The organism is Nocardioides acrostichi, assembly GCF_015319165.1.
Lineage (GTDB): Bacteria > Actinomycetota > Actinomycetes > Propionibacteriales > Nocardioidaceae > Nocardioides > Nocardioides acrostichi.
This window is the reverse complement of sequence record NZ_JADIVZ010000001.1, coordinates 306,821-318,711: the sequence shown is the minus strand read 5'-3', so window position 1 is coordinate 318,711 and position 11,891 is coordinate 306,821. Positions and strand designations below refer to the sequence as shown.

General features: G+C 72.5%; 11 protein-coding genes. 4 read left to right on the top strand and 7 right to left on the bottom strand.

Features of this window, described 5'->3' with window-relative positions; genetic code table 11:
• Positions 1-24 precede the first annotated feature (24 nt).
• From ISG29_RS01495 to ISG29_RS01485, 3 genes are all read left to right on the top strand, one after another.
• Positions 25-681 (top strand): alpha/beta hydrolase, encoded by a 657-nt coding sequence (locus ISG29_RS01495; RefSeq protein ID WP_328827511.1) that lies wholly within the window; start codon positions 25-27, stop codon positions 679-681.
• A 102-nt stretch (positions 682-783) separates the two neighbouring features.
• Entirely contained in the window at positions 784-1,368 is a 585-nt protein-coding gene (locus ISG29_RS01490) for a TetR/AcrR family transcriptional regulator (RefSeq protein WP_194501587.1), read from the top strand.
• A gap of 29 nt (positions 1,369-1,397) precedes the next feature.
• Positions 1,398-2,975 (top strand): MFS transporter, encoded by a 1,578-nt coding sequence (locus ISG29_RS01485; RefSeq protein ID WP_194501586.1) that lies wholly within the window; start codon positions 1,398-1,400, stop codon positions 2,973-2,975.
• A 12-nt stretch (positions 2,976-2,987) separates the two neighbouring features.
• Here ISG29_RS01485 and ISG29_RS01480 read toward each other — a convergent pair whose 3' ends face one another.
• The 5 genes from ISG29_RS01480 to ISG29_RS01460 form a co-directional block, all read right to left on the bottom strand.
• Positions 2,988-4,025 carry a uroporphyrinogen decarboxylase/cobalamine-independent methonine synthase family protein gene (locus ISG29_RS01480; protein WP_328827507.1) on the bottom strand — a complete coding sequence of 346 codons (1,038 nt, stop codon included), beginning with the start codon at positions 4,023-4,025 and terminating at the stop codon, positions 2,988-2,990.
• Positions 4,022-5,125, bottom strand: coding sequence for a tRNA 2-thiouridine(34) synthase MnmA (gene mnmA, locus ISG29_RS01475; protein WP_194501585.1), 1,104 nt, complete (start codon positions 5,123-5,125; stop codon positions 4,022-4,024). The genes ISG29_RS01480 and mnmA overlap by 4 nt, the downstream gene beginning before the upstream one ends.
• Before the next feature lie 60 nt (positions 5,126-5,185).
• Positions 5,186-6,376 carry a cysteine desulfurase family protein gene (locus tag ISG29_RS01470; protein WP_194501584.1) on the bottom strand — a complete coding sequence of 397 codons (1,191 nt, stop codon included), beginning with the start codon at positions 6,374-6,376 and terminating at the stop codon, positions 5,186-5,188.
• Positions 6,377-6,461: 85 nt separating this feature from the next.
• Entirely contained in the window at positions 6,462-6,923 is a 462-nt protein-coding gene (locus ISG29_RS01465) for an SRPBCC family protein (RefSeq protein WP_194501583.1), read from the bottom strand.
• 76 nt (positions 6,924-6,999) lie between these two features.
• Positions 7,000-7,953, bottom strand: a complete 954-nt coding sequence (locus ISG29_RS01460; RefSeq protein WP_194501582.1) for an endonuclease/exonuclease/phosphatase family protein — start codon at positions 7,951-7,953, stop codon at positions 7,000-7,002.
• 177 nt (positions 7,954-8,130) lie between these two features.
• Between ISG29_RS01460 and ISG29_RS01455 the strand changes: the two genes are divergently transcribed.
• On the top strand, positions 8,131-8,685 hold the full coding sequence (locus tag ISG29_RS01455; RefSeq protein WP_194501581.1) for an iron chaperone: 555 nt from the start codon (positions 8,131-8,133) through the stop codon (positions 8,683-8,685).
• 447 nt (positions 8,686-9,132) lie between these two features.
• Here the strand turns inward: ISG29_RS01455 and proB are convergent, their stop codons facing one another.
• Positions 9,133-10,254: a glutamate 5-kinase gene (gene proB / locus ISG29_RS01450; RefSeq protein WP_194501580.1), complete on the bottom strand. Its 1,122-nt coding sequence runs from the start codon at positions 10,252-10,254 to the stop codon at positions 9,133-9,135.
• Positions 10,251-11,828 carry a GTPase ObgE gene (gene obgE / locus ISG29_RS01445; RefSeq protein WP_194501579.1) on the bottom strand — a complete coding sequence of 526 codons (1,578 nt, stop codon included), beginning with the start codon at positions 11,826-11,828 and terminating at the stop codon, positions 10,251-10,253. The genes proB and obgE overlap by 4 nt, the downstream gene beginning before the upstream one ends.
• Between the last annotated feature and the right edge of the window lie 63 nt (positions 11,829-11,891).

Sequence of the window (11,891 nt, the reverse complement as noted above, 5' to 3'; positions counted from 1 at the left end):
ACTCGGGGCGCCGAAGAACGGAGCGTGAGTTCCCTGTCCACCCCTGCCTCGACGTCTGCGCCCGAACCCACCCTGACCCGCCTGGAGCCCGAGACCGCCCCGCTCGCCCTGGTGCTCATGCTGCACGGGGGCACTCAGCGCTCGCACGACGCCGTCGATGGCCGCAGCGCTTCGTGGCGCCGCATGAGCGCCGTCCAGCGGGCGATCACGCCCGATCTGCACGAGCACGGTGTGGCGACCTGGCTGCTGCGCTATCGGCTGCGAGGCTGGAACGGCGACGGCACCTCGGCGCAGGACGACGCCCGCTGGGCGCTCGACCAGGTGCGGGAGGCGCACGGTGAGGTGCCGGTGGTGCTCCTCGGCCACTCCATGGGCGCCCGTACCGCCGCCTACGTGGCCGATGACCGCAGCGTGCAGGGCGTCGTCGGGATGGCCCCGTGGTGGCAGCCCGACGACCCCGTCACGGCGCTCGCCGGCCGGCACCTGCTCGCGGCGCACGGTCGCACCGACAAGATCACCTCGGCGAAGATGACCCGCGCGTTCGTGCGCCGCGCCGAGCCCCTCGCGGCGTCCGTGTCGTTCACCGACATGGGCCGCGTGGGTCACTACATGATGCGTCGCATCGCCACGTGGAACGCGTTCGCTGCCGACGCGGTGCTCGATGTCGCCCGCCGCGCCTGACCCGCATGTGATCCAGGTCTTCTCCTCGTCGATGGAATAGATCGCCGCGACCCTGCGCTATCGTTCGATGAAACGAAACCGTTCCGTTCCATCGGAGGCAGGGTGACCCTCACCGACGACGCTCCGTCCCGTCCGCGGGTCGAGGGCGACCGCGAGACCGAGATCCTCGACGCGTGCCTCGAAGTGCTGGTCGAGGTCGGCTACGACCGACTCACGATGGACGCCGTCGCCATGAGGGCGCGTGCCTCCAAGGCGACGCTCTACCGGCGGTGGGAGGGCAAGGAGGAGCTCGTCGTCTCGGCGCTGGCTCATTCCAAGGGGCCGTTCGAGGTGCCCGACACCGGCTCGCTGCGCGGCGATCTCATCGCCAGTCACTGTGGCCACCAGGCGCCCGAGCAGCGCGAGCGGCTGGCCGCCCTCCTCACCACCGTGGCCACGAACCCGACGTTCGCGGCGCGGTTCCACGCCGAGGTCATCGCGCCCAGGGTCGCGCGCACGCGGGAGATCTGGGAGCGGGCCCGGCTCCGGGGCGAGGTCGCCGACGACCTCGACATCGACCTCCTGGCCCCCGCCCTGCCCGGCATCGTGCTGCACCGCGCGTTCGTGCTCGGCGATCCACCCGACGAGGCATGCGTCGCGCGCATCGTCGACCACGTCATCCTCCCCGCCGCGACCCGCGGCGCCTGACCCACTCCGCTCGCACCCGAGAGACAGCCATGACCGACCTCACGAAAGCGCCGGCCGACGAGCCGGTCGTCCCCGCCGCCGACGAAGCGACCCGCCCCCCGCGCCACGCCGCGTGGGCGCTGGTGTTGATCTGCGTCGCCCAGCTCATGGTGGTGCTCGACAGCACCATCGCCAACATCGCGCTGCCGAAGATCCAGGCCAGCCTCGACATCACCTTCGCCAACCTCAGCTGGATCGTCACCGGCTACGCGCTCGCCTTCGGCGGTCTGCTGCTGCTCGGCGGCCGTCTGGGCGACCTCTACGGTCGCCGGCGCATCTTCATGATCGGCGTGGCGCTGTTCGCGATCGCCTCCGCGGTGGGCGGGCTCGCCCAGAACGAGGGCATGCTGCTCGGCTCACGCGGCGTGCAGGGTCTCGCGGCGGCGTTGGCCTCGCCGTCCGCCCTGGCCCTGATCACCACCACCTTCCCGGCCGGACCGCAGCGCAACCGTGCCTTCTCGGTGTTCGCCGCGATGGCCGGCATCGGTGCCGCGATCGGCCTGGTGCTCGGAGGCTGGCTCACCGACCTCGACCCCGAGTGGGGCTGGCGGCTGACCTTCCTCATCAACGTGCCGATCGGCCTGGGCGCCGCGTTCTTGGCCCCCCGCCTGCTGCCCGACTCCGACCACCACGAGGGCTGGCTCGACGTCCCCGGCGCGATCCTCGCCACCGTGGGCCTGCTCGCGGTCGTCTTCGGCATCACCCGCACCGGCAACATCGACCCCTCCACGGTGCCGGCGGGCAACCCGCAGGCCGGCACGCCGTACGGCTGGGGCGACCCCGTCGCGATCGTCACCATGATCGTGGGCGTCGTGCTGCTGGTCGGCTTCGTGCTGCTCGAGCGACGGGTCCAGCACCCGCTGCTGCCGCTGCGCATCTTCGCCAGCCGCTACCGCTCGGTGGCGTTCTTCTCGATGCTCCTCACCCCGGCGGCGATGTTCGCGATGTTCTACTTCCTCTCGCTCTACATCCAGAACGTGATGGGCTACTCGCCGCTACGCGCCGGCTTCGCCTTCCTGCCGTTCGCGTTCGGCATGATCTTCGGCGCCACCTCGGCCTCGAAGCTCATCGCACGGATCGACCCGCGCTTCATCTCCGGCAGCGGCACCCTCCTCTCCGGGTTCAGCCTCTTCATGTTCAGCCGGCTCGAGGTCGGCTCCGTCCACTACTGGACCGACGTCATGCCTTTCATCGTCACGATGTCGTTGGGCATGGGTCTGACCTTCATCCCGATGACGCTCACCGCGGTGCACGGCATCCCGGCGCAGGACGCCGGCATCGGGTCCGGCGTGCTGACCACCATGCAGCAGGTCGGCGGCGCCCTGGGTCTGGCCATCCTCTCGACGGTGGCCTCCCACTACGCGACACAGCGAGCCGGCGAGCTCGTCGCGGGCGGCACCGACCCGCAGCAGGCGGCGGCCCTCGGGTTCGCCCACGGCGCGACCACCGCGTTCCTCACCGGCGCCTTCATGATCTGGGGTGTCTCGGTGATCATCTGGGCTCTGCTCGGCGTCAAGCACTCCGAGCTCGCCACCGACGGACCCGAGCCGGTCACCGCCGGCGTCTGACCGGCCGCAGGCTCAGCTCAACCGGGAGGCGCTGGCCCGCAGCAGGGTCAGCGCCTCGCGCGCGTCGTGGGCCGACGCACCCGCGAGGCCGCAGGCGGGCGCCAGGCCGAGGTGACCCGACGCCGGGTCGAGGCCGAGCATGTCCAGCCACCGTTCGACCCGCGCGACGACGCCGGCCTCGGTCGGCAAGACGCCCGGATCGGTGCCCGGCACGACGCCGAGCACCACGGTCTCCTCCGCCTCGAAGGCCTCGGCGAGCACGTCGTGGTCGGCAGCCCCGAGCACTCCGAGGTCGACCACGAGGCCACGTGCGCCGGCGCCACGCACCAGCGCCCACGGCGTACCCGCGGCGCAGGCGTGCACCCACGGTTCCGCGCCGGCACCGCTCACGACATCCAGCACCTGCCCGAGCAGCGCCGACGCCTCCGACCGGTCGACCGAGCGCAGCCGGTGGAACCCGCTGGCGTTCGGCACCGCGCCGCCCAGCACGGCGGCCAGCGCCGGCTCGTCGACCTGCACCACGAGCCGGTCGAGGTTCGGCAGCCGGCGGCGCACGTCGGCCACATGGTCGGCCAACCCCTCCGCGAGCGACTCGGCCAGCTCGCGACGGGCACCGTGGTCGGAGAGCACCTTCTCCCCGCGCGGCTTCTCGACCGTGGCGGCCAGGGTCCACGGCCCGGCCACCTGGATCTTGAACGCACCCTCGTAGCCGTCGGCGAGCTCCTCGAGGGTGTCGAGATCCTGGGCGAGCAGCGACCGGGTGCGACGGTGGTCGAGCCCGGGGGTGCCCGAGGTGCCGGTGAGTCGCCAGCCGGCGGGCTGGAGGTCGACGTCCAGGCCCTCGAGCACGGCGAGCGAGCGGCCGGTCATCGAGGCGGTGGCACCGCGCCCGGGCAGCTCGGGCAGGAACGGGAGGCCCTGGCCGGCTCGGTCGGAGGGTCCGAGCTCACCGAGCACCACACGCACGGCCTCGCGGAAGGCGCGGGCGTCGTCGGCCTGGGAGCCACCTCCGCCGGGCATCGACCCGACGCCCGTGGCGAGCACGCTCACGCGCTCGCCTCCACGCGCTCGGTAGCCGTGATCGTGGCGGAGCCGACGACGCGCGTGGCGTCGTAGACCACGACGGCCTGACCCGGCGCGATGCCGGAGGCGTGGTCGAGAAGCTCGACGTCGACCCGCTCGCCCTCGACGCGTACGACGGCCCGGTGCTCCTCCCCATGCGCACGCAACTGCACGGTGCACTCCAACGGCCCGGACGGCGCGGCACCGCACCAGCGCGGCTTGTCAGCGGTCAGCCGCTGCACCGCGAGCCGCTCGCGTGGGCCCACGCGCACCGTGCCGCTGACCGGCTCGATGTCGAGCACGAAGCGGGGCTTGCCGTCGGGCGCGGGGGTGCCGAGGCGCAGGCCCTTGCGCTGCCCGATCGTGAACCCGTAGCTGCCCGCGTGCTGACCGAGCACCTCGCCGGTGGCGTCGTCGACGATCTCGCCGCGCTCGTGGGTGGCCCGCTCCCCCAGCTTCTCGCGCAGCCAGCCGCCGGTGTCACCGTCGGCGATGAAGCAGATGTCGTGGGAGTCCGGCTTGTCGGCCACGAGCAGTCCGCGCTCGGCGGCCTCGGCCCGCACGTCTGTCTTCTCCGAGCCGCCGAGGGGGAACAGCGAGTGCCGCAGTTGGTGCTGGTCGAGCACACCGAGCACGTAGGACTGGTCCTTGGCGGCATCGACCGAGCGGTGCATCTCGACGCCGTCCGCGCCCTCACGCAGCACCGCGTAGTGCCCGGTGGCCACAGCGTCGAAGCCCAGCGCGAGGCCGCGCTCGAGCACCGCGGCGAACTTGATCTTCTCGTTGCAGCGCAGGCACGGGTTGGGCGTCTGGCCGGCGGCGTAGGTGTCGAGGAAGTTCTCCACGACGTCCTCGTGGAACCGCTCGGAGAGATCCCACACGTAGAACGGGATGCCGATCACGTCGGCCGCCCGCCGCGCGTCGTTGCTGTCCTCGATCGTGCAGCAGCCGCGCGCGCCGGAGCGGTAGGACGCCGGGTTGCGCGAGAGCGCGAGGTGCACCCCGGTGACGTCGTGGCCGGCATCGACGGCACGCGCTGCGGCGACCGCGGAGTCGACACCGCCGGACATGGCAGCCAGGACTCTCATGAGTGGATCCTCACAGCGCGAGCAGGGCTCCGAGGAGCGCCAGAACGAGGAACACGATGGTCACAGCTTGGCCGCCCGCGCTCGCTCCACGCAGCCGGCGATCGCGGCCGACAGCGCGTCGACGTCGGCCTCGGTGCTGGTGTGGCCGAGCGTGAACCGCAGCGAACTGCGCGCGGCGTCGTCGTCGCGGCCCATCGCCAGCAGCACGTGCGAGGCCTGAGGCACGCCCGCGGAGCATGCCGAGCCCGTGGAGCACTCGATGCCCCGGGCGTCGAGGAGCATGAGCAGCGAGTCGCCCTCGCAGCCGGGGAAGGAGAGGTGCACGTTGCCCGGCAGCCGCTGCTCGTGCCAGGAGTCCGGACCCGGCCCGTTGAGGACGGCGTCGGGCACGGCCGCCTGCACGCCGGCGACGAGGCGCTGACGCAGGGAGGCCCGCTGCTCGGCCGCCTCGCTGCGCTGCTTGACGGCCAGCTCGAGGGCCGCGGCGAAGCCCGCCACTCCGGGCACGTCGAGCGTGCCGCTGCGCAGGTCGCGCTCCTGGCCGCCGCCGTGCAGGAGCGGCTGGAGATCGGTTTCACGGCGCACCACCAGCGCCCCCACCCCGAGGGGGCCACCGACCTTGTGCGCGGAGACGGTGAGGGCGTCGACTCCCGAGCGGGCGAACGACACCGGCACGGCGCCCACCGCTTGCACGGCATCGCTGTGCACGGGGATGCCGTGCTCGGCCGCGACGGCCACCACCTCGTCGACCGGCTGGAGCGTACCCACCTCGTTGTTGGCCCACATAACGCTGACCAGGGCTATCGACGACGGATCGCGCTCGACCGAGGCCCGCAGGACCGCGAGGTCGAGCCGGCCGTCGGCGTCGACCGGCAGCAGTTCGACGTTCGCACCGTGCTTCTCGGCGAGACACTCGAGCGGGTCGAGCACGGCGTGGTGCTCGACCGCGGTGGTGAGGATGCGGGCGCGACGCGGGTCGGCGGCGTGCCGAGCGCAGTAGATGCCCTTCATCGCGAGGTTGTCGGCCTCGGTGCCACCCGAGGTGAACACCACCTCACCGGGGCGGCAGTCCAACGCCTGCGCCACGCGCTCGCGCGACTCCTCGACGACGCGTCGGGCCCGTCGTCCGGACGCGTGCAGCGAGGAGGCGTTGGCGCCGTCGCGCAGGTGCGCGGTCACGGCCTCGATCGCGGCGTCGACCATGGGGGTCGTGGCCGCGTGGTCGAGGTAGACGATGCGCTTCTCGGACATGACGCGCCCAGCCTACGGCGCCGTCCGACCGACCCGGCCATGCCCGTCGCGGGGCGGGGTCGAACGGCGCCGGCCAGGGTCGGCCTCAGCTCGAGACCGCGGCCGCCAGGTTGCCCAGGCTGTCCTCGAGCTGACGCTGCTCGACGAGCGGGAAGGAGATCTTGGAGAGCAGATCCTGATCGGTCACCTTGCTCCAGTCGTAGGTGAGGGTCACCTCGGTGGATTCGGAGCCTTGGGCCGCGAGCTCCCAGACCCACTCCCAGCCCGGAGGCTCGGTGTCGGCTGGCGCGGTCTGCCACGAGATGAGGTGGTTGGGGTCGAAGCCGGTGACTGTGTTGTCGGTCTGGTAGTCGCCACCCATGTGGTCGCCGGTCATGTTCATCCGGAACACCTGGCCGGTACCGGTGATGCGGTCGGTCTTCTCGTCGCTGACGACGAAGCCGGACCCATCGAGCTGAGTGTGCTTCTCGGGGTTCGACAACACGTCGAAGATGGCCTGCGTGGAGGCGTCGATCGTGCGGCTGACAGTGATGCTCTGATCGCTCATCCCCCCACTGTGTCGCGTCGCGCGCTGCTTTCCAGGGGCCTTTCGGGTGATGCCCCGACGGGTGTGGACGGCGCGCTCACGACGTGTGCGTCAGGTACGCGACGAGACCCCGGTGGTCGGTGCCGGTGATCTCGACCGCCTGCGTGTGCCGTGCAGCCAGCGAACTCGCCACGAGCACGTGGTCGATCTGGGCGAACGGCGGCAGCCACGACGCCGGCCCGAGGCCGTTCGAGGGCCAGGTGGGCTGCCACCCGCCACCCGACTGCTCGGTGGCGTCGGCGTAGCCGAGGGCGAGCAGGCGGCGCATCGGCAGGTGGTCCAGGGTCGCGTTGAAGTCGCCGACCACGAGATCGGGGTGCCGATCGGCCACCACGGCGCGGATCAGCGCGTGCTCGCGCCGCCACGTGGGCGGGTCGACCGGCGCCGCCGGGTGCACGGCCAGCAGAGTGACGGCGTCGTCGCCGGTGCCGACGTCGACGAGCCAGCTCTGCATGATCGTCGGCACTCGGGTGGCGGGTCCGAGCGGGATGCGCGAGAAGACGACGGTGCCGTCGGTGAGGCCGTCCGGTCGGGCGGTGCCGATGCTGTAGGGGTAGGTGTCGGCGAGTCCGTCGAGATCCATCCGGACGACGTCGCCGACCGTCACCTCCTCCAGCACCAGCACGTCGACGTCGTGGGCGCGGGCCGCGGCGAACGCCTGCACACTGTCGCCCTCGCCCTGGAAGAGGTTCACGGTCATGACGCTCAGGCCGGACCCGTCGGCCTCGGGCGCGTCGTCGACCAGCATCGGACCCCACCAGACCAGGTGCAGCGCGAGGACGCCGACCACGGCGGCGGCCCAGAAGGACAGCGAGCGCACGTGCCGTCGTCCGGGCAGGGCGATCGCGAGGAGCAGCAGCCCCAGCGCCGCCGCGCAGGCCGGGATCGCCCACGGCACCAGCGCCACCGCCTGCACCCACGGCCCATCCTCGGAGCCCGCGATCCGCACCGCGGTCAGCGTGCCCGCGACCAGGGTCAGCACGGTTGCCATGCCCAGCAGCAACCCTCGGATCGCCCCACCCCACCGCTGCACGCGCCGAGCCTACTGACCGCTGACCCGTCACCAGTTTTCACGTGACCCGGCGCCAGTTTTCACGTGACCCGGCGCCAGTTTTCAGGTGACCTGCCACCATTTTCAATGTCCCTGGACGTTCTTACGCTCCCCACCATGGACGACGCCACGTCACCCGAGGTGGCCGCCTGCCTGGCGGCCCTCGACGACACCGCACGCGAGCGGGTGCAGTCGGTGCGCGACGTGGTGCACCGGTTGGCGCCGGACTCCGTGGAGTCGTTCACCTACCAGATGGTCGGGTACCAGCTGCACGGCCGACCGCTGGTGTACGTGGGCGGGTTCGCCGCACACACTGGGCTCTACGCGCTGCCGGTCGCCCGCAAGGCCTTCGCGGCTGACGTCGCGTCGTACGAGCAAGGTCGGGGGTCGGTGCAACTCCCCCACGCGGAACCTCCTCCCCACTCGACCTCGTCCAGCGGGTCGTCGCCTTCCGAGGCACCGAAACCGACTGAGCCGGCGCCACCGCCCAGCACGCCCAGAAGGGCGACCCCAGGCATGCTCAGCGTGAGCGTGCGGCCTCGAACACGTACCCGTGGCCGGCCGACCCACGGGCGATGCGGCACGGGAGCGCTCGCGGCGTCATTCATCTCGTGGTTGGTCGCCAGCACGTACCCGCCGTCCGGCTTCTCGGCGCACGCTGCTTCGTCGTAACACGCCGGGCTGGACTCCCCGCCGTCGTCGAGAACGATCCGACGACGTGGGGCGGCCGCACCACCGGACACGGCGAGCACGGTGCGGGAGAACCCTGCGGGCAGATCCAGCAGGCCACCCGGGTCCGACCGGAAGGGGCCCGCAGTCGATGGCGGGTCGCCTGGGCCTTGACGGCTGCGCGAGCGGGCGGACGCACTGGGGGTCTCAGTCGGCTGGGCTGACGGCCTCGGGCCCTCGCGGCGCGCCGGCCGGAAGCGCCCGGCGAGTCTGGGGCCGATGGCCTTGCCTGGCGCGCCGCGCAGCCGACCAGAGCTCCCCACCCGAGGATCCGAGCACCACCCGTCGGCCCATCAGGCCCGCCCGGCCGAGTCCGCCCGTCATGCGGTCCTGATGCAGCATCGGGGCTCACGAAAACTCGCGGCAGGTCACCCGAAAACTCGCGGCAGGTCAGCGCGGGAGGACGACCATCGCGTCTCGGTGCACGACCTCGCGGCCGTAGCCGGCACCGAGCTCGCGTTGGAGCTCGCCGCTGGAGCGGCCGAGCAGATCGGGCAGCTCGTCGGCGTCGTAGCCGACGAGTCCGCGGGCGACGACCGCGCCGTCGGGGCTGACCAGCTCGACCGGATCGCCGGCGTGGAAGCTGCCGCGCACCCCGGTGACGCCGGCCGCGAGCAGGGAGGCGCCGCGCTCGACGACCGCGCGTACGGCGCCGGCATCCAGCTCGAGGTGGCCGAGCGGCTCGGTGGCGTGTTCGAGCCAGAGCAGCCGGGTGGAGCGGCGGCGTCCCGTGGCGTGGAAGAGGGTGCCGAGAGGCGCTCCGGCGAGAGCGTCGGCGGCCGACGGCGCCGCGGCGAGCACGACCGGGATGCCGGCGCCCGTGGCGATGCGCGCGGCCTCCACCTTGGTGACCATGCCGCCGGTGCCGATGCCGGCGGCGCCGGTCGACCCGATCCGCACGCCGGCGAGGTCGGCTTCTCCGCGAACGTCCGCGAGCCGCCGCACACCGGGCGCGCCGGGCGGTCCGTCGTAGAGCGCGTCGACGTCGGAGAGCAGCACCAGCAGGTCGGCGTGCACCAGGTGTGCCACCAGCGCGGCCAGCCGGTCGTTGTCGCCGAACCGGATCTCGGAGGTCGCCACCGTGTCGTTCTCGTTGACGATGGGCAGCACGCCGAGCTCGAGCAGCGTGGCGAAGGTCTGGTAGGCGTTGCGGTAGTGCGAGCGGCGGGTCACGTCGTCGACGGTGAGCAGCACCTGGCCGGCCGTGAGCCCGTGCCGGGCGAGCTCCTCGGTGTAGCGGTGCACGAGGAGTCCCTGGCCCACCGAGGCGGCGGCCTGTTGCGCGGCCAGGGCACTCGGACGACGCTTCAGGCCCAACGGCGCCAATCCGGCCGCGATGGCACCCGAGCTCACGAGCACGACCTCGGCACCCCGCTCTCGCAGCATGGCGACGGCGTCGACCAGGTTCCGCACGCGGTCGGGATCGATGCCGCCCGCGGCGGTGGTCAGCGAGGAGGAGCCGACTTTGACGACGACGCGTCGCGCGCCGGTGACCTCCGCGCGCAGGCTCACTCGTCGTCGTCCTGCCAGGACGACGCCGCAACGGCGTCGGGGTCGTCGTCGCCACCGATCTCGTACGCCGAGGGGCCCTGCTGCTGCGAGCCACCTCGGCGCTCGTCGTCGAACCGGCGGGCGACATCGGCGCGGGTCTCCCCCTCGCCACGGTCGCCCATGGCGGCGTCGATGGCGCGACGGCGGTCGCGGGCCGGACGCCGTTCGTCGAAGCGCTGGTCCTCGCCGCGGCGTCCGAGCATCTCGGCGCCGGCCTCGATGCTGGGCCGGAAGTCGAAGACCACCGCGTTGTCGGGGTGCCCGATGAGCACGGCGTCGCCCTCGACCGCGCCCAGCTGCACGAGACGGTCCTCGATGCCGAGGCGGTTGAGGCGGTCGGCGAGGAAGCCGACGGCCTCCTCGTTGCTGAAGTCGGTCTGGCGCACCCAGCGCTCGGGCTTGGTGCCCCGCACCCGCCAGGCGACCTCACCGGCGGGATCCCTGGTCTGCTTGATGGTGAAGTCTGCGGCCCCGTCGGCACTCGGCGGGCGCAGCACGATGCGTTCGGCGGCGGCCGCCGGCTTCTCGGCGCGCGCCGCCAGCACGATCTCGGCCATGGCGAACGTGAGCTCGCGCAGCCCCTCGGTCGAGGCGGCCGAGACCGTGAAGACCCGCAGCCCGCGCTCGCGCAGGTCGTCGAGGACGATCTCGGCGATGCCGCGGCCGTCGGGCACGTCGACCTTGTTCAGCGCGACCAACCGCGGCCGCCCCTCGAGGCCGCCGTAGCGGGCCAGTTCGTTCTCGATGACGTCGAGGTCGTCGAGCGGGTTGCGCCCCGGTTCGAGGGTGGCGGTGTCGATGACGTGCACGATGGCCGCGCACCGCTCGACGTGCCGGAGGAAGTCGTGCCCCAGTCCGCGTCCCTCGCTGGCGCCCTCGATGAGCCCGGGTACGTCGGCGACCGTGAACACGGTCTCGCCCGCGGTCACCACGCCGAGGTTCGGCACCAGGGTCGTGAACGGGTAGTCGGCCACCTTGGGCCGCGCCCGGGAGATCGCGGCGATCAGGCTGGACTTGCCCGCACTCGGGAAGCCCACGAGCCCGATGTCGGCGACGATCTTGAGTTCCAGGCGCACCTGGATCTCCTCGCCCGGCTCACCGAGCAGGGCAAAGCCCGGCGCCTTGCGCTTGGACGACGCCAGCGCGGCGTTGCCGAGCCCGCCGCGGCCGCCCTCGGCCAACACCATCTCGGTGCCTGCACCGGTGAGGTCGGCCAACACCGTGCCGTCCATGTCGGTGACGACCGTGCCCTCGGGCACGGGAAGCACCAGGTCGGCGCCATGGGCGCCGCTGCGCAGACCACCCGCGCCCTGGCCGCCGTTCTCGGCGCTGCGCTTGGGGCTGTGGTGGTAGTCGATGAGGGTCGTGACGTCGGAGTCGACCCGCAGGATCACCGACCCTCCGGGGCCGCCGTTACCGCCATCCGGCCCACCCAGCGGCTTGAACTTCTCGCGGTGCACCGAGGCCACGCCGTGCCCGCCGCGACCGGCGCTGACGTGTAGCGAGACCCGGTCGACGAAGCTCGGGACGGCCATGGGATCTCCTGGGGGTGCGTGCGGGCTGGAACAGCACGAAGGGCGCCCCGTCAGCGGGACGCC

Coding starts and splice junctions, on each gene's coding strand:
- ISG29_RS01485 (WP_194501586.1), top strand. CDS start 1,398: ATGACCGACCTCACGAAAGCGCCGGCCGACGAGCCGGTCGTCCCCGCC.
- ISG29_RS01460 (WP_194501582.1), bottom strand. CDS start 7,953: ATGGCAACCGTGCTGACCCTGGTCGCGGGCACGCTGACCGCGGTGCGG.
- ISG29_RS01470 (WP_194501584.1), bottom strand. CDS start 6,376: ATGTCCGAGAAGCGCATCGTCTACCTCGACCACGCGGCCACGACCCCC.
- obgE (WP_194501579.1), bottom strand. CDS start 11,828: ATGGCCGTCCCGAGCTTCGTCGACCGGGTCTCGCTACACGTCAGCGCC.
- ISG29_RS01465 (WP_194501583.1), bottom strand. CDS start 6,923: ATGAGCGATCAGAGCATCACTGTCAGCCGCACGATCGACGCCTCCACG.
- ISG29_RS01455 (WP_194501581.1), top strand. CDS start 8,131: ATGGACGACGCCACGTCACCCGAGGTGGCCGCCTGCCTGGCGGCCCTC.
- mnmA (WP_194501585.1), bottom strand. CDS start 5,125: ATGAGAGTCCTGGCTGCCATGTCCGGCGGTGTCGACTCCGCGGTCGCC.